Here is a 19852-nt window from a genome sequence, read left to right as displayed (position 1 = left end):
TCTTACAAATAGATGGCCGACCCGGCCCCCACGTTGAGCGAGGCATCCTTCAAGGTTTTCACGATAAACACCACCTGATCCTCCGTCAGATGTCCATGGAAGGGGAGGACGATGGCCCGATCCCCATTTTTCTCCGCGATGGCGCACGCTCCCTTACGACTTCCGCGTTCCACATAAAACCGTTGCAGATGCGCCAGTTGGCAATACGCCGTCCCCTCGACCTCTTCGGTCAGGAGGTCTTCGATGATCGCGTCCCGACTGCTCCGGCTGAACCGGGTTCCCAGGTGGACCATGTAGAGAAACCAGTGGACTTCGGTGGCGTACGGAGCGACAAAGGGGTCCTTGATCCCCTCAAAGGATTTCATCTCCCGGGCATACCAGGCTTCCACCGCTTTCCGTTGCGCCAGGATCTCGTCGGGCCGGCTCAGTTGCGCCAGCCCCAACGCCGCCGAGAGATCGTTGACCCCGGCATCCAGGGAGAGCGTGCCGGTCACGACGATGGAGAACCGGTCCTCCAACCGCCGACTCCGTCCATACCGGACGGCCCGGTCCAGATCGCCATCGTCCGTCACCACCACGGCGCAACCACCCGTGGCCAGCGGACCCGGCGCGCAGAGGGAGAAGATCGCGCAGTCCCCGAACCGGCCAACCGGCGTCCCTTTGTACAACGAGCCGATCGCCTCGGTGGAATCCTCGATCAGCCGCAGGTCATACCGCCTGGCCAGATCCCGGAAGGCGTCCCAGTCGGCGGGGTGGCCGTTGGTATTGCCCACCAGAATGGCTTTGGTCTTCGCCGTGATCTTCTGTTCCGCCTTGGCAGGGTCAAGGGTGCACGTCCAATAGTCGATGTCGGCAAACACCGCCTCAGCTCCCACGAAAGAAACCGCGTGGACGATCTGATGCCAGGAGAATGGCGAGACCACGACCTCGTCCCCCGGTCCGATTCCGTAGCCCTTCAAACAGAGGAGCAAGGCCAGGGTCCCGCTGCTGACCGACGCCGCATACTCCCTACCGGCATAATCCGAAAACACATCCTCGAAAGCCTCCGCCATCGCTCCGGAACCGAACCGGATGGATCGGAGCACCTCCGCCGCTACCTCCGATTCCAGGGGCGAGAGGTCTGGTTCTGACAGGGAGATCATAGTCGGCGCGCTTCCACGGTGATCGGCAGCCGGGTGTCCTGGGCCATCTCCGGCAACGCCAGCTTCCACCCGTTGGCCAGGGTGACCGCCCCTCCCCAGAGGGTCTCCTTCTCCATCGCCACGATCGGCTCCTCCAGGTCCTTTTTCGCCATGTAGGCTGAGAGGATGCCCTCTGCATTTTTTCGGATCATCACTTTCATCTGAGTTAGCCCCGGACCAGATCCATCGCGGTCAGTTCCTCCATGATCCCCGGCAGCACCTCCAAGACTTTGGAGATCTCCTCGATCGTCGTATAGCGGCTCAACGAAAATCGGATCGAGGCGAGAGCCTCTTCGCGAGACAGCCCCATCGCCGTCAACACGTGCGACGGCTCGGTGCCGCCGGAAGAACAGGCCGAGCCGGCGGACACCGCGATCCCCAGCCGGTTCAGCCGGCTCAGGATGGCTTCCGCATCCATGGTCCCGAAGCAGAGGTTGGCGGTGTTGGGGACGCGGCCGTGGCGGCCCCCGTTGACCCTGGCCGTCGGAACAGCGCGGAGAATCCCCTGTTCCAACCGATCCCTCAAACCGCGAACCCGTTCCATATCATCCGCCATACCCAACGCAGCCAGCTCACAGGCCTTTCCCAGCCCCACGATCCCCGGAACGTTTTCGGTCCCCCCTCGCCTTCCCCGCTCCTGATGACCGAACAAAAGCGGAGGGAGCGTGAGTCCCTTCCGGACGAAGAGAACCCCGATTCCCTTGGGCGCGTGAAGCTTGTGGCCCGAGACGGAGAGGAGGTCGGCAGGATTTTCTGACAGATTGACGGGAATCTTCCCGATGGCCTGGACCGCATCGGTGTGAAACAGGGCTCCTTTGTTCTTTGCCACACCCACCGCTTCCGTAACCGGGAACACCACTCCGGTCTCGTTATTCGCCCACATCATGGAGACCAGGGCCGTCTCTTCCGTGACCGTCTCTTGCAGCACGTCCATATCCGGGGCACCGTCTGAGTGGACGGGAAGGAACGTCACCCGATATCCCGTTTCACCCAAGCGGCGGAAGAGGCGGAGAACCGAAGGATGCTCGACCGACATGGTCACGATCTCCCGGCGCCCCGGCCTCATGGCAAGGGCACCCATGATGGCCGTATGGTTGCTTTCGGTTGCCCCACTGGTGAAGACGAGCTCCGTGGGGCTCGCTCCCAGAAGGGCAGCCACGGCGGATCGAGCTTCCCCGATCCGCCGCTTGACCGGCTCGCCGAAGAGGTGTTGACTCGACGGATTCCCATACACATTCGCCAAGTAGGGAAACATCGCCTCCAGGACCTCCGGCGCGATCCGGGTCGTAGCATTGTTATCAAGATAGATCGGATTCATCATGACTCGACCGCCACCAGCACGTCGTCGCCAGCGATCTGAACCGGATAAGGCTTCAGGCAGACTCCGGGCCGGCCGATCGCTTCGCCGGAGGGAACGTCGAAGACCCACTCATGCATCGGACAGACCACGGTCCCCGCCACGCATCCCGAGAGTTTGTACGCTGTCCCGCCGAAGGGGCTCTCCTGGTGGGGACAGCGGTTCAAGAAGGCCGCGACGCTCCCTCCTTTGTTGACTAGGAGGAGACTGCGCTTGTTGACCTTCACCACCTTACCGGACTCCGGGGGAAGGTCTCCCAGCTTGACGGCAACGACGAATGGATCAGACGACATGGTCTCCCTCTCCGGGCACCTTCGGTCTTTCGCCCTCCCCATCCGTCGGTTCCAACTCTTTGCCCCGACAGCCGACCGTATATCCCTTCTCGTAGAAGTAGATCCCATAGATATAGAACTGCTGGAGGAACGTGCCGATGCTCGCCACGTATCCCTCGTCTCCTTTCTTCACCAGGACCTCTCCCACATCTCTGCCGGGAAAGGTTCCGTCGTTGCGGATCATCCGCTTGGAGCGGACCTTCTGGCCGTAATCGAACCGCGGGGGGGTTGCGATTTCAATCACGTCGCTGTCTCGGCTGATGTCACCCATGTCTCTTGATCCTCATTGATCCTCTTGCCCCACCCGATCCAGGATGCCCAGCAGGATGGACCCACCCATCTTGTCCCCCGGATCCAGTTCCATCACCTTCGTGATGGCCGCCCTCCCCGCTTCAAAGTTCCCCAGCCGCATCTGGATATAGCCATAGGCCTTCAGCGTGAAGAGATAAAATCTCGGGGCGGTATTGAAGCCGTCAAAAGCCGCATCGGAGGGTTTCACCTGCCGCCAATCCGGAGAGAGACCGCCCTCCACGGTCGCCTTCTCCAGACACCGGAGGGCGCATCCCAACGCCTCTTCAAGTCGCCCCTTGTAAAAATAGAACTTGTACATCCCGATGTAGACCGCGATGTGGTCCGGGGCGAGCCCGAGAGCCTCGTACAGATATCGCTCGGCCAGCTCTTCCTGCCGGTAAGAAAGGGCGGCCAGATGAAGACACCGTTCGGCTTCACGGGGGAGATCCCCGCCGTAATACACGCGTTCGATCCATTCCTCCTCCTGCACCATCACGGTTTTCCGCACTCCTTACCAACCGACGGGGCTTCGCCCGTTGGAGAAAATGAACTGCCGCAGCCGCATTGCGCGCCGGCGTTGGGATTCGTGAAGGTCAGCCCCGACTGCATCAGCGTCTCGACAAAATCGACCGTGGTTCCTTCCAGGTACGGGCGGCTTTCAACCGGGACATGGACCTTGAAACCCGGCCCCTCCACCACCTCGTCTCCCGGTTGGGGTGTTGCCTCGATGTTGAAGTCGTAGCTCAGGCCGGCGCAGCCTCCCGGTTTCACCGCCAGCCGAAATCCCGAGCCAGGCTCGCCGCCCCCAAAGGCGATCATCCGGCGGATGAACGTTCCCGCCCGCTCCGTAATCGTGATCTGCATCACCCCACCCCTTCTGCGGCGTGCAGCCGCTTCTTCTTGGCCAACAGTTCTTCCCGACTCTCTTGGTGATCGGGGTCCAAGATACACGTCTCGTCGATCGGACAGACCGCCGTGCACTGAGGATCGTCATAGAAGCCGACGCACTCCGTGCATTTCTCCCACTCAATGAAGTAGAGCCCCTTGCGCTGAACAATCGCCTCGTTGGGGCACTCCGGCAAACAGGCGTCGCAGGACGTGCAATTGTCCGTGATGATCTTGAGCGCCACTTACGCATCCTCCCCGGTCGCGCCGGCCGACACGAGGGCTCCGGTCCGGATCTCAGCGTCCCCTCGGGGGATATGAACGACCTCGCCGCGCCGAACCTTCTCCGCATACTCCTTGAAGTACGCCAAGGCCGATTTCTCGATGAACTCGTGGGCATACCGGTCGACCGGCTCGATCCCGGCGGCCTTGAGCGTGTCCTTGGGACAATTGCCGATTTTGGAGGCGAAGACCGCCACGCAGTCGCTGATCGCCCGGATCACCGTGTCGAGGGCGTCTTCCTCCCCGAATCCCCCCTGGCAATACATGTCCACGCGCCGGTGGCCGACGAATTTGCTCCCCCCCCCGCTGAGCTCGTACACCTGAAATTCATGGGCGTGTCCGAAGTGCTCGTTGATGATCCCCTGCCCTTTGGTCGCGACGGCGATCAAGATCTTCAGATCCGTCGTGACGTCCTCCAGGGCCTTCAGCCCCTCCTCCTTGGCCTTCCTCGTCTCGAGGCGCTTGGCCTCCACCTGGGTCTGATAGGCCTGCCGTTTGTCCAGGTCGTACTCCACGTCCATCTCCCGGATCTTCTCCAGGGTGAACTCCTTGCTCCGGTCCTCTCCCAGGAGTCCCACCGCGTCGGCGCGGCACTGGCGGCAGTGGCGCATCATGTTCATCTGCCCCTCGCAGCGATCTTGTAACGCCTTGAGCTCCTGGGCGGTCGGTCCCCTCTGGCCGGTGAGGCCATAATGGGTCCCGTGTTCCGGGGCGGAGATCAGCGGCATGATGTTGTGGAGGAACGCCCCCAACGACTTGACCTTCTGGTTGACCTCGGCCAGGTGGTCGTCGTTGACACCCGGGATCATCACCGAGTTGACCTTGCACAGAATGCCGTTGGACGTCAGCAGATCGAGCCCCTCCAACTGGCGTTCGCTCAAGATCTTGGCAGCGTCGCGCCCCGTCCACCGTTTATGCTTGTAGAAGACCCACGGGTAGATGCGTTCCCCCACTTCGGGATCGACCATGTTGATGGTAAGGGTGACGTGATCGACCTTCAGGGCCTTGATCCGGTCCACGTGGTCGGGGAGGGCCAAGCCGTTGGTGGACAGGCAGAGCTTGATATCCGGCGCCTTCTCGGCGATCAGGTCGAAGGTGCGGAAGGTCTTGTCGGGGTTGGCCAGGGGATCTCCGGGTCCGGCAATCCCCAGGACCGTCATTTGAGGGATGGTGCTGGCCACGGCGAGCACTTTTTTGGCGGCATCCTCCGGCGTCAATTTCTCGCTGACCACGCCGGGCCGGCTCTCGTTGGCGCAATCGTATTTGCGGTTGCAGTAGTGGCACTGGATGTTGCAGGCGGGAGCCACCGCCACGTGCATCCGGGCGTAGTGGTGGTGGGCTTCCTCGCTGTAGCAAGGATGGTTTTTGACCTTCTCCCAGGTCTCCGGGTCCATGTCTCCGGGTCCGCGGCTGTCGCCGCAACTTGCTTTGGCCTTGCAGCCCGCGGGGTCCGCGCTGTTACTGACGTTCAACACTGGCAGGTCCATAGCTCACCTCACGGTTCGTTGACGGCCGACGGCTCAAGCGCCGGTGACATCGTGATTTGCACCAACCCAGGCGGGGGTTGTTGAAAGACCTTGAAGAGCCGCTCCGCGGGGGCCGTGGAGGTCAGGAACGTCTCATAGGCCTTGCGCATGGCTTCTCGATAGGAAAAGAGACGCTCTTCAAGGAGCTGATTCTCGTTGGCCCGATCGATCTCGTTTTTGAAGAGCGCAAATTTCTTCAAAATGTGCAGCCGATTCACGTGAACGACTCGGGGATCGTAGGTGATGGCAAAAAATCTCAAATAGTCCTCGGCATCCACGAGCTTGTTGAACTCCTTGGTCAGGTCGTATTCCATCTCGGATTCTCCTACGATCCGTACCGCGCCACATCGGGAAACTTCTCGATCATCTCCGCGCCTGCAGCCACCGCCTTTCCCCCTTCCTCGGCCAGTTTCTCCAGGCTGGCGAACCCGAAGCGGTGCACGTCGCGCAGTTGCTTGTTCACCACGATGAGCCGGCCTGCCGTCAGCGCCATCCGTCCGAATCCCTCGTGGTGCATCTTCATGATGGGGGAGACCATGATCCCGGTGCGGCGCTCGATCGCCAGACCGACGGCGTTGTAGAACAGCTCCACCCGCCAGAGGACCTCGGGGTCCGGATCGCCGATGATCGGCAGGGTCTTTCGCTTTTCCTTGTCGACGATCAACGGCGCCAGCAGTTCCCGGTCGGACTTGCCGTCCCAGGCGCCGTGGGTGTCCTGGGCGCGAAACTGCTTGACCAGTTCCTTCACGAACAGCGACGTCATCGGATCGGCAACAGCCGTCTGCTCCTGGCTCATCTCACGCCTCCTCGAAATCCAACACTCGTTCCTGTCCCTTCTGCATGGCTTTGCGAAGCCAGGGCGGCGGCGTCCCACCCAAGACCGCTTGGAGCTTCTGCAGGATCTCGGTGATCGGCTCAGGTTCGTTGACCTTCACCGGATGAATCTTCTGGGCCACGACCCGGGCTGCGCCCGATCCGCCGATCGCGGCCACATAGAGAATGGCGCAGTCTTTGATGGCCGCGATCTTGGGGGCCAGCTTGTCTTCGTTGCCGTCTTCCTGAAGGTCGCCGGTAAAGTTGTGGGTTTCCACGTGGCGATACCCGTCCGGCGAGACGTCGTAGACCATGATGTGCTTAGCCCAGCCGAAGTGCGCGTTGACCGTGGCCAGATCCTGCGTGGCGAACGCCACCTTCATGTCAGCGCCCTCCTCCACCGATCAGGGCAGGCGCCGCGACGTCCAGTAGTTCGGGTCGCCGTGGGAGTGCCCAGGTATCGGGATGGTTTTCGTTGAGATCGGCCAACCACATATTCCCCACCTCGAAGATCAGTCTCATCGTCCCCTGATACCCCGCGCTCAGCCGATGGGCGGCGCCCAGGCGATCGAAGATCGGAATCCCAACGCGAAGCAGAGGGATCTTCAATCGCTCCGCGGCCTGGCGGCCGTGGGAATGCGTCACCAACAAATCACATCCTTTTGCCCGCTCTTCCAGGTCCTCCAGGTCTCCGATGAGGACTTCGCTGGCCGGGATCTTCTCCAGAATCGGCGACTCCGTGGTGGTCACGGCCGCGCCAATCTCGGCGCCCATGTCGGCAAACAATGAGGAGAGAGCATAGAGCAGATCCGGCTCCGCCCCGATGGCAATCTTCTTCCTCCCGAACGAGAAATGCCCGTCCAGCATGGCATCCACCAGCCGGCTCCGCTGACGTCGATATTTGGCCGGGACCTCCTCGCCGCTCAGGCGATGGAGCAGATCGATCAACCGGTCGGTCGCCTCCAGTCCGGTCACGCGGTCGAACACCACAAAGGGCACGCCGCACTTGTTCTGCAACGCCTCCGCGGCCGGACGCAGGCTCTCCCCCAAGGCCAGTGTGATCTCGGCATTCCCCATCGCGCGAATCTCGTTCAGGCCGGTTCCGCCCATGGTCGTCGGGCTGAAATCATCCGGGACATACCCGTCCAGCGATCCCGAAAGATCCGGCAAGATGGTCGGCGCGAGATCAAAGGCTTTGATGAGTTCGCGGATTTCGTCGATATCCGCAGGCGTGAGGTACGGCCCGGCCAAAACGTTCACCCGTCCCGACAGCTCCTCGGACTCTCCCTCAACCAGCTCCTCCACGATCCGGGTCACGGCCTTCGCCCATCCGTCCTGGAACGCGCCCACGAAGTCGGGGGTCGAGACCGGCACGATGGTCCGATCGGCCAGCTCGGGGTGTTTGCTCTGGAATGCCTTCACCGCCCCTACGATGTCTTCTCCCTTGGTCTCGGTGAGGCCGGTGGTGCAGAGACCGACAACGGCCGGATCGGCCTTCTTGTACAGCGTCAGCAGGGCTTCCTCGATGTTTTCGGCGCCGCCGAGGATGGTGGTCACCTCGTTCATGGCCGTGGTCTGCATGGGGATCGATTCACGGAAGTGGCGAACAAAGAGCACGAGGCCGAAGGAGGTGCACCCCTGAGACCCGTGGAGGATCGGCAGGCAACGATCCAGGCCCAGGAAGGCCAATGCCGCGCCGATCGGCTGGCTCATCTTCAGCGGATTGACCGAGCAGGATTTATGGGACTTCGTTACGACGGACATCGAGACTCCCACGGCGCGGGTCTTCGCACCTGCTCCCAGATCGGGCTGTGAATGGCCTTATCGATTTCCTCGACGAGCTCAACCATGCCCTCGTAGCCCGCGTAGGCGTGATGACGCTCCTGGTTGATATCGAGGAATGGGACCTTGGCCTTCAGAGCGACGAACTGGGAGCGGCCGCCGGCCATCAAGATATCGGCTCGGGATTCTTTCAGCATGGCGTACATCTCCCGGGGGGCCATATTCTCGATCATGTGGGCATCCTGGCCCATGAGCTCCTTGATCCGCTCCTTGTCTTCTTTCGTGCTCTTCTTCACGCTGGTGCCCACCACTTCCATCCCGATCTCCTGAAGCGCCGCCACCACGGACCACGACTTCACCCCGCCGGTGATAAGCAGAACCCGTTTGTCCTTCAGCCGCTCTTTGTAGGGCGCCAGCCTGGCCCACGCAAGGGCTTCCTGCTCCAGGATCAACTCTTCGGTCCGGTCCAGGAGGTCCGCCGGCGCCCCCCGCTCCACCAGAAGCCTGGCGATGTTCCGCAGCGAATCGCTCATGTCCGAGATCCCGTAGAACGATCCCTCGAAGAAAGGGATGCCGTACCGCTCCTCCATCTTCCTGGCAATGTTGATCATGGCCTTGCTGCAGACCATCATCGCGGCCTTGGCGCGGTGGGACCAGGCGATCTCCCGATAACGGGCATCACCCGAGATGCAGGAGAGGATCCGAATCCCGAGCCGGTCCAGCAGCGGCTTGACCTGCCAGAGCTCGCCCGAGAGGTTGTACTCGCCGATGATGTTGATGTCGTACGGAGTGGTCACGTCGGGCTCAATGGTTCCGATGACGTGATCGAGCAGCGCTTCCGACGCCAGCTTGTTTCCCAGATTCTTGCCCCCCACAAAACCGGGGGAGTTCACCGGGATGATCGGCCGGCCGAACTTCTGACTCGCCGCCTTGCAGACCGCCTCGATGTCGTCCCCGATCAGGGCCGGGACACAGGTCTGATAGACGAACACCGCGGGCGGATCGTACTTCTCGAGGATCTCCTTGATCGCCCGGAAAACCCGCTTCTCGCCGCCCATGACCACGTCGTTCTCATTGATGTCGGTGGTGAAGCCGGTGCGGTAGAGGAGCGGGCCGGAGGACTTGGCGCTCCGGTTGTCCCAGGAATTCCCCTCGCACGCGATGGGACCGTGGACCAGGTGGGCCGCGTCCGTGATCGGCTGCAGCGCGATCTTGGCCCCGTCAAAGGCGCAGCCGCCTGCCGCGGCGCCGGGCTGCGCCAGCTTGGTGCAGCCTTTCTTGCGGTCCTTCTCGGACTTGGTCTTGTTCTTCTCGCAGCCGGGCTCGTTGAACACCTCGGCGACTTTTGGGGCCAGCATGGCCTCTCCTTGATACTCATCACCACCACCCTTACCCCCCTTGAGGGGGAGGGAGTGGAGGGGGGTTACCGAATGATGTCGAAGCTGTAGTCGCTCTTCGCCGGGACGTTGGTATTGCGGTCCAACTCATCGAAGATCTTGTCCAGGATCCAGACCAGGACGTTCAACGCCCCCTGATAGCCGATGACCGGGTACCGGTGGTGGTGATGCCGATCGAAGACCGGGAACCCGATCCGGATCAGCGGCGTCCCGGTGTCCCGCTCCAAATATTTGCCGTAGGTGTTTCCGATGAGAAAGTCGACCGGCTCGGTGAAGAGCAGGCTCCGCATGTGCCAGAGGTCCTTTCCGGCGTAGACATGACACCCCTTGCCGAAAGGCGACGCGTCGAACAACGACTGAACCTTCTCCTCCCACGCCTTCCCCCCGTTGGTGGACAGGACGTGGACCGGCTCAGCTCCTAATTCCAACAGGAACGCGGTGAGCCCCAAACAGAGATCCGGGTCGCCGTAGAGCGCAAACTTCTTGCCATGGATATGGGCCGACGAGTCGGCGATGGCATCCGTCAGGCGGCCCCGCTCCTTCTCCAGTTCCAAGGGAACCGGGTTACCCGTGATCCGGGCGATCTCCATCAACAACCGATCCGTCCCCTGGAGGCCCATTGGAAGGTTGAGTGCCACGGCTTCCTGACCCACGGAGGCCGCGTACTCCATGGCCTTCTCCGTGCAGAACTCCTGCATCGACAGCGTGGCCTTCGCGTGCAAGGCCTGCTTCGTTTCCTCGAGGGTGGTGCCCCCGTCGTACATCCGGAACGTTCCATCCGCCGGCGTGTCCCACACGTCGCTGTTGTCGGCCAGGATCGTGTGCTTCACCCCCATCAGGTTCAGCAGTCGCTTCAGCTCCCGGATGTTCCCCACGGTGTAGCCGTCGAAGCCCATGACCAGGTTGATCGCTTCGCCAGGAGTCCGCTCCTTCCCCTCCCAGAAATGCTGGAGGATGCTCTTGAGCGTGTTGTCGTATCCCGTGATGTGAGAACCCACGAACGCGGGGGTGTGGGCGAACGGGACATCGTATTCCTCCGGCACCGACCCCTTGGCCTTGGCGCTCTTGATGAAGGAACTCAGGTCGTCTCCGATTACCTCGGCCATGCAGGTGGTGGAGACGTGGATCATCTTGGGTTTATACATGGCGTAGGCGTTGGCCAGGCCGTCGATCATGTTGTTCAACCCGCCGAAGACCGCCGCGTCCTCCGTCATGGAGGAGGAGACGCACGAGCTGGGCTCCTTGAAGTGGCGGCTGAAGTGGCTCCGGTAATAGGCCACGCACCCTTGGGAGCCATGAACGAAGGGGAGCGTCCCCTCAAATCCCACGGTGCAGAAGACCGCCCCCAACGGCTGGCAAGCCTTGGCTGGATTGACCGTGAGGGACTCCCGTTTGAAGTTCAACTCCCGGTACTCCGGGGTCTTGGTCCATTCCCGGATTTTTTCAAGCTCGTCCGAGCCGCAGGGGTCCTCGAATTGCTGCTTCTTGTTCTCGAACATTTGGAGATATTCCGGTTCCCGGAACAGGTTCGCATGGTCGAGGATGTTGTCGGCATTTTGGCTCATGCGCGAACTCCTTCCCGCTGAGCGTCCGTCCACGGCGCCTTGGTCAGCTTCCAGACCGGGTTGTTGATCGCCATATCCATGTCCCGGGCAAAGATGCCGAACCCGTCGTAGCCGTGGTAGGGCCCCGAATAATCCCAGGAGTGCATCTGCCGGAAGGGGACCCCCATTTTCTGGAAGACGTATTTTTCTTTGATGCCGGAACCGACCAGATCGGGCTGGATCTTCTCCACGAACTTTTCGAACTCGTAGCCGGTCACGTCGTCGTAGATCACGGTGCCTTCCTTCACGTAATGGGAGGTCCGCTGGTAATCGTCGTTGTGGCCGAACTCGTACCCGGTCCCGACCACGTTCATCCCCAGGTCCTCATACGCCCCGATCACGTGGCGCGGCCGAAGCCCGCCGACAAAGAGCATCACCGTCTTCCCTTCAAGGCGCGGCCGGTACTTCTCGATCACCCCGTCGACCAGGCGGCGGTACTTGGCGATCACCTTCTCCGCCCCCTCTTTGATCTTGTCATCGAAGTGGGCGGCGATCTTCCGGAGCGACTCTTCGATCTTGGTGGGACCGAAGAAGTTGTACTCCACCCAGGGGATGCCGTACTTCTCCTCCATGTGGCGCGAGATGTAATTCATCGACCGGTAGCAGTGGAGGATGTTGAGCTTCACTTTCGTGGTGTTCATCAGCTCGTTGATGGTGCCGTCCCCGGACCACTGGGCGACCACGCGGAGCCCCATCTCCTCCAGGAGGATCCGGGAAGACCAGGCGTCGCCGCCGATGTTGTAGTCGCCGATGATGGCGACGTCGTACGGCGTGCCCTCGAACGCCTTCTTGTCGGCCTGGGGGAAGACCCAGTCCCGGATCGAGTCGTTGGCGATGTGGTGCCCCAGCGACTGGCTCACCCCACGGAACCCTTCGCACCGGACCGGGACGATCGTCTTGCCGTCGTGCTCCTTGGACTTCTTCTTGGACACGGCTTCGATGTCGTCGCCGATCAGGCCGATGGGGCACTCCGACTGGATGGTGATCCCCTTATTCAGCGGGAAGAGCTGCTCGATCTCGTCGATGATCTTCTCCAGCTTCTTGTCCCCGCCGAACACAATGTCGCGCTCCTGAAAATCGGAGGTGAATTGCATCGTCACAAAGGTATCCACGCCGGTGGTCCCGATGTAGTAGTTGCGCCGTGAGGCCCACGAGTACTGGCCGCACCCCACCGGGCCGTGGCTGATGTGGATCATGTCTTTGATCGGCCCCCACACCACCCCTTTCGAGCCGGCGTAGGCGCAGCCGCGGATGGTCATGACCCCGGGGAGGGATTTGACGTTCGACTTGACGCTGCACTCGCCCTTCTGGGCCTGGCTCTCGTCGAAGACTCCGAGATGCTTCTCCCGCTTCTTTCGGGTCTTCTCGGGATAGACCTCCAGAACATCCTTGATCAGTTGCTTGCCTTCTTCGATGGACATACTCATGGGCGAACCTCTCCTTTTGAACTTCCGATCGCCGCGTCTGACGGCGGAACGCGTGCCCTATGCCGTGGCGCAGAGCTGCTCCTCGGACGCGGTCTTCCCCACGATCGACTCGTCCACCTTCTTCATGATCCCGTGCTCCATCAGCATCTCTTCCAGTTCGTCCATCGTGATCGGCGTGGGAATGATCCCCTTGCCGGCATTCGCGTGAATCTTCTTGGCCAGCGATCGATACTCATCGGCCTGCTTGCTTTCGGGGGCGTATTCGATGACCGTCATCCGCCGCAGCTCCGCGTGCTGCACCACATTGTCCCGGGGGACGAAGTGAATGAGCGTCGTCCCCAGTCTCTTGGCCAGGGCTTCGGCCAACTCCAGTTCCTTGTCGGTTTGCCGCTCGTTGCAGACCAGCGCGCCGAGACGGACGCCGCCTGAGTTGGCGTACTTGAGAATCCCCTTGGAGATGTTGTTGGCCGCGTACATCGCCATCATCTCGCCCGACATGACGATATAGATCTCCTGAGCCTTGTTCTCCCGGATCGGCATGGCGAAGCCGCCGCAAACCACGTCCCCCAGAACGTCGTACGAGACGTAGTCCACTCCCTCATAGGCTCCGTTCTCCTCCAGGAAGTTGATCGAGGTGATCACCCCTCGGCCCGCGCAGCCGACCCCCGGCTCGGGGCCGCCCGATTCCACGCAGCGGATATCCCGGTAGCCGACCTTCATCACATCTTCAATCTCCAGATCCTCCACGCTTCCCGCCGCGGCAGCCATGCCCAACACCGTATCCTGCGCCTTGGCGTGCAGGATCAGGCGGGTGGAATCGGCTTTGGGGTCGCACCCCACGATCAGGATCTTCTGCCCCATCTCGGCCAAAGCCGCCAGGGTGTTCTGCGAGGTGGTGGACTTCCCGATTCCGCCTTTTCCGTAGAACGCGATCTGACGCATCACCTGCTCCTTTCGTTGAGGGGTTCTGAATAAAAAAAGAGGCCGGAAGGGAACCCTGCACCTTCCGGCCTCCAGTTCACTGGTCAGCCGATTCGAACTGCCCTATGGTTACGACAACCGCTCTACCCGTTTTCCGTTAGGCGCCTCTTCTCCAAGACATCGATTTGAACGACTTTTGAATCCTGTATCTTGATCTCCACCGAACCGTATTTGACTTCCCCGATACTCTCCATGATCCGGCAGACCACAATGACGCTACAGGTCCCGACAAACCCATCCCGATCCAACTGCTTCTTGACCTGGCATTCTCCGCAATCCCTCCCGACACACATCGCAACTCCTTGTCTGATCACCAACCGAAGCAAACAGCGTGCCGAATGAAAGCAGCTTGGAAACCGCCTCCCAAGCCATCACCGGAAGGAATTGTCGAACACAAGTGTGCGACAGCCAACAAAAAGGTGGAGGAGAAAATTGAGGCACCTCTGTGCTGTGCCTCAGTGGATTCTTCCAGTGTTTGGGGCAGCCAACGCCTCATTATAGGAGTAGGAGGCGGCCGATTCGTCCGCCTCCTTGGAGGAGATTTTTATTTCGTGCGCGTGAGCCGACGAGCTCAGGAAGACCAATAGGAAATTCGTAAGCGATCATGCGGAGGCCGGACAATCTTTCCGGGATAGATTGCTACCGCCTTGCTACCAAACCATCCAACATCAGGCCCTATCAGCCGAACATGGCATTACTCATTTTCATCGAGTTTACTGTGGGTTACTTCGTCATCGTTCGGCTCAGGTTGCCTCTCAACATTCTTCGCAATCAGCAGGTCACCGGTTCGATCCCGGTACCCTCCACCATTTCAAAGACTTAGAAGCCTGATGACTTGCTGAGTATTGTCAGCAGGTCACGGCTCATGGTCATTTTCCCGTACCGCGAGAGAGGCAAAGGCGCAAAAAAAACTCATTCACTGTGACGTTCGAAAGATACTTGTTAATTACCAGCAGGGCCCCTCAGAGGGCACCGTCGCCTTCACTTTCTCTAAGGATCACGTCTGCACGGTCGAGGATGTGCTCAAAGCCCAGCCGGCTGCCGAGAAAGGCCGTCTGCTGCGTTCTCCGTCGTTGGAAATCCTCACGTACGACCGCAGTACGCTGCGGGTTTCTCCTCCCAGCGAAAGAAGTAGTCCCCGAGGGAGATACGGGTCGCGCCACTCCCCCATGGGTGGCGCGACCCGCTGCTGGACCGTGGGGGTGGGCGGACACGGCCAGCGGTTCATTATTACGGCGCGGCAGGGCAAGCAGCACTACCTTGACGTCTCGGGCCCAAGGGATGAATCGCGCTAGCGCCGTCGAACCACAGTCGGCCCATCGCGTACCCCAGGCCGACCGCCACGTCGAGTGGTATGACCTTGCGCACGAACGGCTCCCGGCCTACGACGAGCCGCCCTCCGTGCATCAGGACGCCGAGCGAGAAAGTGCCCCTGCCGATTCCACGAAACGCCACGGAGATCGACATCGCGGTGGCTTGTTCGCTCATGGCGACCTGCTTTCGGAACCAGTGCAGTCTGAGCCCTAGCCCGCAGGCTGATTCGACAGATCCGAATTCACAGCCATGATGTCACTCTCGGTCAGGTGCCCGGTCTGCTCGGGATTCGATCCACACGATTTGGCGTTCCAATCCATACCGCTTGAGCTCCGCCCATCGTTCGCGTATCGCCGGTAAAAAGGGCCCCCGGTACAGCGCCCGCGCTTCAGTCAGAAAGCGGCGAGTTTCCTCTCCCTGTCCGTAAGCGGCGTACCGTTTCGCGGAAGAGACCGTCTCTTCGAACCGCCAGCAGTCCACGGCACAGTACTCCGGGTCCAAGAGGAACCTGCCGCGCTGGAGACGGATGAAGACGGATCCACTGTCGCAGGGGCGACCGAGCACGGCTTGGAGCTGGTGGAGGACGCGATAGAAATCCACCGGCTCCGGATCCGGTTCTCCCGAGGCACGCAACAAGTCAATCAGCTCGTCACGCGGCACCAGACTGCCTCGCCCAAACGAAACCAGGATCAACAGCAGGCGTTTGGTGTGTGGCCCATGCCACGCATCGTCGGGAATCGGGCGGCCGTCAAGGGTGAACGCACAGCATCCGAACGTCCGGATCTGGAGCGACCGCACCTTGGACCGCCGCGAAAGAGCGGCGAGCCTCGAGTCTGTTTGGGGCCGAGTCGGCGCGGAAATCTCAGGCGTGTGGGACTTGAGCAGTTTGAGAAACGAGCGCTCTGAGGCGAACGCGTCGCGACAATACATGCACTCCTGCAAATGAGCCTGGACCCGGCCTGTTTCCGTGGCGTCGAGTTCGCCGTCAAGGAAAGCGTGCATCAATTTCATCACGTCCGGACAGCCGTACATCAGACAGTTTCCTTCGTCACTGGCCCGCGAGGATTGGAGGTCTTGGTCCCTTCTTGTTGCCAAAACAGCTGCAGCAAACGTGCCGGAACGGCTTCCGCTAGAGATCGTTGGGGTCGGTCAGATCAAAATGACCGACACGACAAGCACTTATCGATGGACTACCTCGAGTGCGGCGTCAAAGTGCATCGAAACAAAAGACCTTGGGACCCCCAAAACGGTATCTCGATGGATAACAGGGCGAATCCGATCAGATACAGGTTGCGTGCTGGCGTCGAGGTCACCGCGGCCAAGGTGCGACCTGCAAACGACCGCACCTTGGGCCGGAACGAAAACGAAGCCGTTCAGTTCAATTGAGAGAGGGCGCGCTACCGGATCTATTTGCCTGAAAGCTGTCGGCAAGCTGGGCTGCCGGGATTCCGGAAAACAGAAAATTGCGATCCCGGTAGACGGTGGGCGGGCAGCCCATCCGCCGCTTGAATGCTTTGGAAAACACCTGCGGATCCCGGAAGCCGGCTTCGGCGCTGATTTCTTTGATGCTTTTCGTTGTCTTCACAAGCAGAGCGGTTGCGCGCTGGAGGCGCAACGTCAAGAGGTAATCGTGGAGCCCGATCCCGGTCTCGCGTTTAAATCGGCGGCTCAAGTAATCGGGATGAATATCGACCACCGCCGAGGCCTGACGAAGCGAGATGGGCTGCAAGAAACATTGCGCAAGATGCAACACAACGCGCCGGATCTTGGGGCTGAGCGAAACAGCCGATAGGGTGCCGCGACTCGGAGTCCCTTCAGCCCGGTGCACAGCATCGCGTGTCGCCGCTCCATTAGTGGACTGCATCGTACGCTCCTTCCCGGTAAGTAGCCTGATCCTCTGATTTCACCCGTCTCAGGGCATCGCCTCGCGCGAGAGGGACCTACTCTTCCACGATGACGATCCCCCACATATCCCTGTGGCCAGCACAGTAGTAATAGTAGGCTCCGGGCTCCTTAAACCGATGCGTGTAGGTGCTACCAGGATGGACCACCGCGTTCATCTCAAGGACCGCCTGCCACCCGATCGCGTGCCCCGCCGCCGGCCGGGCCGCGGTGACAAAGATGTCGTCCATGCGACTGTCATTCACCCACGTGACGCGCTCACCCACCTCGATCGTCGTCACCTGCGGCGCAAACTCTCCCCATCCCGCGTGCATCACCACCGTATCCGCAGCTTCGGCCCCAGGACTCGCCACGGCCCCGAACACCAAGAGCAGCCCAGCCACCAACATCGCGCTCATAGAAGTTTGTGCGTTCATGTTCTTCACTCCTTTCTCGACGAACGTCCGTCGAGAGCGTTCAACCAACTATCAAAACCCCAACCAGAAACGCCGCACCCATCCCAGCGAACAGCAACTGGGCCAACGCCATTTGAATGTCCACACGGTTCATGCCCCTCACCTCCCCTGCTCAACTCGTTCAACTTACGACGATGAAATGAAGTAGCAGCATGCGTGCCAAGGAGACGCGCGCTGAAGGTGACCGTGCGTGGTCGGCCCGAAATGCTTGCAGAGTCGAGACTTATGAGGGGCTACGGTTCGGAGGCGTGCCTTAGAACGCTGAAGAGAAGCGGCTCACTCTGATGCAAGTGCTATCTGTACGGATAACCGAGGAGTCCGATGAGATACACTCCGCGCGCGGCTGTGGCCGAGGTCTAGAGCATTGGATTCCGACGCCGTGCGATCGAGATTCAGGTACGGGCGGGCTCCGTCACCGCAGCAGGTGCTTGCGAATGTAGAAGCATAGAAAACGGGAAGAGCATATAAAAGGGGACGTCTCCCTTCCTGCCCCTTTTGGTCATATTCATTGCACTCGCATTGAGCCCGGCGGAGATGGTGGCTTCTCGACCGGCCGGCCGTGAGGTGAAGTTGTGAAGCTGTAGCCGCCAGAGACGGACCATCTACCGCCCACATCGACGCTCTTAACCCGGTAATGGTAGGTGGTGGAGGCGGATAGACCGGAGAGTGAGACGCTGTGGCTTGTCACCAAGGCCGGATCCAGCATTGTGGACGACCCGTACGCTGGAGTCGGTCCGTACTCGACTCGGGAATTGGACGCCTTATTGGTTATCCAGGTGATGTCGGCCGAATTGAATTGGATGTTCACGACGGCCACCTTGGAGATGATTGGTGGATTTGGGTCCGGCCGAGTGATATGACAGAAGTAATCGGCCACCAGGGGGCCAGACTCATTGAGCCTCTTCGCGTTGTTCTCCGGCTTCGCGCCAGTCGCACGGCCGGTCGGAACCCCTCCGTACGTTTTGTTCGGATTCGACCAAATCGGCACGTGGATACAGGCTGCCGGGCAATACGTGGTGGGCGTTGTATCTATCACACCACTAGCCATCATCGTGTACCAGCCAGTGTTGGCTCCTGATGGTGGTTCGCCATGCCCATGGTTGTAGGTTCCAGCATGGTTAGTGGGGGTGAAGGTAGCGGTTGGCACAAGTGATTCGGTAGCGTTGCCCCACTCGTGACGCGCTCCCAAGACGTGCCCCAGCTCGTGAGCGAATAGGTGACCGAGCTGGATACTGGTTGCCCATTCGCGTACAACAACGGCAGCATATTTATCATGGCTTGGTATGACATGCCAGCTTTGCACATCTCCTTGTGCGCATTGTGGGTCCCCTTGGGAGCATTGGATTTCATTCATTTGGTCGGCCTTGCCTTGACTATCGTTGCCGTTTTCAACAATGAGCACCACCGCGTCGGCTGCATAGTGGCTCTGATTGCGGAGAATTGGAATGCTCGTGCCATTGACCGTGATAGCGCCTCCTTTGAGGTTATCCTTGTCCGTTTGGAGACTGTTAGATTCCGTGTACGTCCCATCGATCTGCATGATAGGGAGCAAGTTAATTCCCAGGTCGATATCGCTTTCGCCGTAGGACGTAATGGCCTCTCCGACTGCCATGGTCACAGTATTCTCGATTTCGTCAGGTCCGCAGGCACTGGAGGACACGCCTGCAGCGCTGCAGGCACCCACCTTTGCAGCCCGAGTATAAAGGACCAGAACGTCGATCTGCCGCCCGTCAGCGCACTGAGAAACAGGCTTCGCTTGGAAATCGTCGCGTCTGCCCATCGCCCGCGGCGTCGGATCGAGCCTAGGACGGGGGACTTTGGCTGGATCGACCTCCTCGACGAACCGAACGCCGCCTTTGCCACTACGCAGCCGGTAGAACTTCCCTGTCGAAGTGATGACAGTGCCCAGCACCGATTCGTTAACAACCGAGAAAGTCACAAAGCTGTCAGGATCGCCTACCACCTTGCCACGCCATACGAAGCCGCGCTCTCCCACGCGCTCCTCGCCTGCCTTAACGACGGTCAGTGACATGCCGTCAGGTAGCAGGAGTGTGAATTGGGCGTTCTTGGCCGACGTTAGCTGGGTGAGATCAAGCGTAATTGGACGTATTCGGATGGTCTCGGGTAATCGCGGCGCGTCGCCCGCCACTTCGGACGGATGCCACAGTAGGGGCGCTCCCTGTGGAGTACTTGCTAACACCGCCCCAGCTACGACTATTCCCACACAAAGCACGCCCCCCGCGAGGAAACTCTCCGAACCTCTCAGCCCCTGCAAACGCACGGCGCTCATGTTCCCACCGCCGAGGTGCCTCGTGAGAGGTCG

22 protein-coding genes and 1 pseudogene are annotated in these 19852 nt (G+C 60.5%); all 23 read right to left on the bottom strand.

All coding sequences use genetic code 11. The features are described 5' to 3' along the window. Positions 1-2: 2 nt before the first annotated feature. Positions 3-1142, bottom strand: coding sequence for a DegT/DnrJ/EryC1/StrS family aminotransferase (locus AB1451_06160; GenBank protein ID MEW6682491.1), 1140 nt, complete (start codon positions 1140-1142; stop codon positions 3-5). After that, on the bottom strand, positions 1139-1342 hold the full coding sequence (gene nifT / locus AB1451_06155; protein ID MEW6682490.1) for a putative nitrogen fixation protein NifT: 204 nt from the start codon (positions 1340-1342) through the stop codon (positions 1139-1141). The genes AB1451_06160 and nifT overlap by 4 nt, the downstream gene beginning before the upstream one ends. A 5-nt stretch (positions 1343-1347) precedes the next feature. After that, positions 1348-2499: an aminotransferase class V-fold PLP-dependent enzyme gene (locus AB1451_06150; GenBank protein MEW6682489.1), complete on the bottom strand. Its 1152-nt coding sequence runs from the start codon at positions 2497-2499 to the stop codon at positions 1348-1350. Then, positions 2499-2831, bottom strand: coding sequence for a Rieske (2Fe-2S) protein (locus tag AB1451_06145; GenBank protein MEW6682488.1), 333 nt, complete (start codon positions 2829-2831; stop codon positions 2499-2501). The genes AB1451_06150 and AB1451_06145 overlap by 1 nt, the downstream gene beginning before the upstream one ends. Next, positions 2821-3141 (bottom strand): nitrogen fixation protein NifZ, encoded by a 321-nt coding sequence (locus AB1451_06140; GenBank protein MEW6682487.1) that lies wholly within the window; start codon positions 3139-3141, stop codon positions 2821-2823. The genes AB1451_06145 and AB1451_06140 overlap by 11 nt, the downstream gene beginning before the upstream one ends. Before the next feature lie 12 nt (positions 3142-3153). Beyond that, a complete protein-coding gene (locus tag AB1451_06135; protein MEW6682486.1) occupies positions 3154-3654 on the bottom strand; it encodes a hypothetical protein in 501 nt (166 codons plus the stop codon). Continuing rightward, positions 3654-4025 (bottom strand): iron-sulfur cluster assembly accessory protein, encoded by a 372-nt coding sequence (locus AB1451_06130; protein ID MEW6682485.1) that lies wholly within the window; start codon positions 4023-4025, stop codon positions 3654-3656. The genes AB1451_06135 and AB1451_06130 overlap by 1 nt, the downstream gene beginning before the upstream one ends. Continuing rightward, positions 4025-4291, bottom strand: a complete 267-nt coding sequence (locus AB1451_06125) for a YfhL family 4Fe-4S dicluster ferredoxin (protein ID MEW6682484.1) — start codon at positions 4289-4291, stop codon at positions 4025-4027. The genes AB1451_06130 and AB1451_06125 overlap by 1 nt, the downstream gene beginning before the upstream one ends. After that, a complete protein-coding gene (gene nifB, locus AB1451_06120; GenBank protein MEW6682483.1) occupies positions 4292-5803 on the bottom strand; it encodes a nitrogenase cofactor biosynthesis protein NifB in 1512 nt (503 codons plus the stop codon). Between the two features lie 20 nt (positions 5804-5823). Further along, on the bottom strand, positions 5824-6168 hold the full coding sequence (nifW, locus tag AB1451_06115) for a nitrogenase-stabilizing/protective protein NifW (protein ID MEW6682482.1): 345 nt from the start codon (positions 6166-6168) through the stop codon (positions 5824-5826). Between the two features lie 11 nt (positions 6169-6179). Beyond that, the gene (locus AB1451_06110; GenBank protein ID MEW6682481.1) at positions 6180-6650 is read right to left on the bottom strand and encodes a NifX-associated nitrogen fixation protein; all 471 of its coding nucleotides are present in this window, start codon (positions 6648-6650) and stop codon (positions 6180-6182) included. Between the two features lies 1 nt (position 6651). Then, positions 6652-7050, bottom strand: a complete 399-nt coding sequence (nifX, locus tag AB1451_06105) for a nitrogen fixation protein NifX (GenBank protein ID MEW6682480.1) — start codon at positions 7048-7050, stop codon at positions 6652-6654. A gap of 1 nt (position 7051) precedes the next feature. Further along, positions 7052-8431: a nitrogenase iron-molybdenum cofactor biosynthesis protein NifN gene (gene nifN, locus AB1451_06100; GenBank protein ID MEW6682479.1), complete on the bottom strand. Its 1380-nt coding sequence runs from the start codon at positions 8429-8431 to the stop codon at positions 7052-7054. Between the two features lie 2 nt (positions 8432-8433). Then, a pseudogene (gene nifE, locus AB1451_06095) lies at positions 8434-9807 on the bottom strand (nitrogenase iron-molybdenum cofactor biosynthesis protein NifE). Positions 9808-9872: 65 nt separating this feature from the next. Next, a complete protein-coding gene (gene nifK, locus AB1451_06090; GenBank protein MEW6682478.1) occupies positions 9873-11411 on the bottom strand; it encodes a nitrogenase molybdenum-iron protein subunit beta in 1539 nt (512 codons plus the stop codon). Continuing rightward, positions 11408-12877, bottom strand: a complete 1470-nt coding sequence (gene nifD, locus AB1451_06085) for a nitrogenase molybdenum-iron protein alpha chain (GenBank protein MEW6682477.1) — start codon at positions 12875-12877, stop codon at positions 11408-11410. Before nifD ends, nifK begins: the two co-directional genes overlap by 4 nt. A 57-nt stretch (positions 12878-12934) precedes the next feature. After that, a complete protein-coding gene (nifH, locus tag AB1451_06080) occupies positions 12935-13819 on the bottom strand; it encodes a nitrogenase iron protein (GenBank protein MEW6682476.1) in 885 nt (294 codons plus the stop codon). A gap of 122 nt (positions 13820-13941) precedes the next feature. Then, on the bottom strand, positions 13942-14052 hold the full coding sequence (locus AB1451_06075; protein ID MEW6682475.1) for a YezD family protein: 111 nt from the start codon (positions 14050-14052) through the stop codon (positions 13942-13944). 1036 nt (positions 14053-15088) lie between these two features. After that, positions 15089-15346, bottom strand: a complete 258-nt coding sequence (locus tag AB1451_06070; GenBank protein ID MEW6682474.1) for a hypothetical protein — start codon at positions 15344-15346, stop codon at positions 15089-15091. A gap of 81 nt (positions 15347-15427) precedes the next feature. Then, positions 15428-16204 (bottom strand): zf-HC2 domain-containing protein, encoded by a 777-nt coding sequence (locus AB1451_06065; GenBank protein ID MEW6682473.1) that lies wholly within the window; start codon positions 16202-16204, stop codon positions 15428-15430. A gap of 346 nt (positions 16205-16550) precedes the next feature. Then, positions 16551-16868, bottom strand: a complete 318-nt coding sequence (locus AB1451_06060; protein ID MEW6682472.1) for a helix-turn-helix transcriptional regulator — start codon at positions 16866-16868, stop codon at positions 16551-16553. A gap of 244 nt (positions 16869-17112) precedes the next feature. Further along, positions 17113-17490, bottom strand: a complete 378-nt coding sequence (locus AB1451_06055; GenBank protein ID MEW6682471.1) for a plastocyanin/azurin family copper-binding protein — start codon at positions 17488-17490, stop codon at positions 17113-17115. Between the two features lie 544 nt (positions 17491-18034). Beyond that, a complete protein-coding gene (locus AB1451_06050; GenBank protein MEW6682470.1) occupies positions 18035-19561 on the bottom strand; it encodes a fibronectin type III domain-containing protein in 1527 nt (508 codons plus the stop codon). Between the last annotated feature and the right edge of the window lie 291 nt (positions 19562-19852).

The organism is Nitrospirota bacterium (genome assembly GCA_040757335.1).
In the GTDB taxonomy this organism is placed as follows: Bacteria; Nitrospirota; Nitrospiria; order 2-01-FULL-66-17; family 2-01-FULL-66-17; genus JBFLXB01.
The sequence above is the reverse complement of the archived record's forward strand: the minus strand, read 5'-3'. Positions and strand labels throughout refer to the sequence as shown.

What these genes read in the sequence shown, in the direction of transcription:
- nifH (MEW6682476.1), bottom strand. Translation starts at nt 13,819, where the DNA reads ATGCGTCAGATCGCGTTCTACGGAAAAGGCGGAATCGGGAAGTCCACC.
- AB1451_06055 (MEW6682471.1), bottom strand. Translation starts at nt 17,490, where the DNA reads ATGAACGCACAAACTTCTATGAGCGCGATGTTGGTGGCTGGGCTGCTC.
- AB1451_06145 (MEW6682488.1), bottom strand. Translation starts at nt 2,831, where the DNA reads ATGTCGTCTGATCCATTCGTCGTTGCCGTCAAGCTGGGAGACCTTCCC.
- nifN (MEW6682479.1), bottom strand. Translation starts at nt 8,431, where the DNA reads ATGTCCGTCGTAACGAAGTCCCATAAATCCTGCTCGGTCAATCCGCTG.
- AB1451_06130 (MEW6682485.1), bottom strand. Translation starts at nt 4,025, where the DNA reads ATGCAGATCACGATTACGGAGCGGGCGGGAACGTTCATCCGCCGGATG.
- AB1451_06075 (MEW6682475.1), bottom strand. Translation starts at nt 14,052, where the DNA reads ATGGAGAGTATCGGGGAAGTCAAATACGGTTCGGTGGAGATCAAGATA.
- AB1451_06140 (MEW6682487.1), bottom strand. Translation starts at nt 3,141, where the DNA reads ATGGGTGACATCAGCCGAGACAGCGACGTGATTGAAATCGCAACCCCC.
- AB1451_06070 (MEW6682474.1), bottom strand. Translation starts at nt 15,346, where the DNA reads ATGAGCGAACAAGCCACCGCGATGTCGATCTCCGTGGCGTTTCGTGGA.
- AB1451_06110 (MEW6682481.1), bottom strand. Translation starts at nt 6,650, where the DNA reads ATGAGCCAGGAGCAGACGGCTGTTGCCGATCCGATGACGTCGCTGTTC.
- nifD (MEW6682477.1), bottom strand. Translation starts at nt 12,877, where the DNA reads ATGAGTATGTCCATCGAAGAAGGCAAGCAACTGATCAAGGATGTTCTG.
- nifT (MEW6682490.1), bottom strand. Translation starts at nt 1,342, where the DNA reads ATGAAAGTGATGATCCGAAAAAATGCAGAGGGCATCCTCTCAGCCTAC.
- AB1451_06050 (MEW6682470.1), bottom strand. Translation starts at nt 19,561, where the DNA reads ATGTCACTGACCGTCGTTAAGGCAGGCGAGGAGCGCGTGGGAGAGCGC.
- nifK (MEW6682478.1), bottom strand. Translation starts at nt 11,411, where the DNA reads ATGAGCCAAAATGCCGACAACATCCTCGACCATGCGAACCTGTTCCGG.
- nifW (MEW6682482.1), bottom strand. Translation starts at nt 6,168, where the DNA reads ATGGAATACGACCTGACCAAGGAGTTCAACAAGCTCGTGGATGCCGAG.
- AB1451_06065 (MEW6682473.1), bottom strand. Translation starts at nt 16,204, where the DNA reads ATGTACGGCTGTCCGGACGTGATGAAATTGATGCACGCTTTCCTTGAC.
- AB1451_06160 (MEW6682491.1), bottom strand. Translation starts at nt 1,142, where the DNA reads ATGATCTCCCTGTCAGAACCAGACCTCTCGCCCCTGGAATCGGAGGTA.
- AB1451_06150 (MEW6682489.1), bottom strand. Translation starts at nt 2,499, where the DNA reads ATGAATCCGATCTATCTTGATAACAATGCTACGACCCGGATCGCGCCG.
- nifX (MEW6682480.1), bottom strand. Translation starts at nt 7,050, where the DNA reads ATGAAGGTGGCGTTCGCCACGCAGGATCTGGCCACGGTCAACGCGCAC.
- AB1451_06135 (MEW6682486.1), bottom strand. Translation starts at nt 3,654, where the DNA reads ATGGTGCAGGAGGAGGAATGGATCGAACGCGTGTATTACGGCGGGGAT.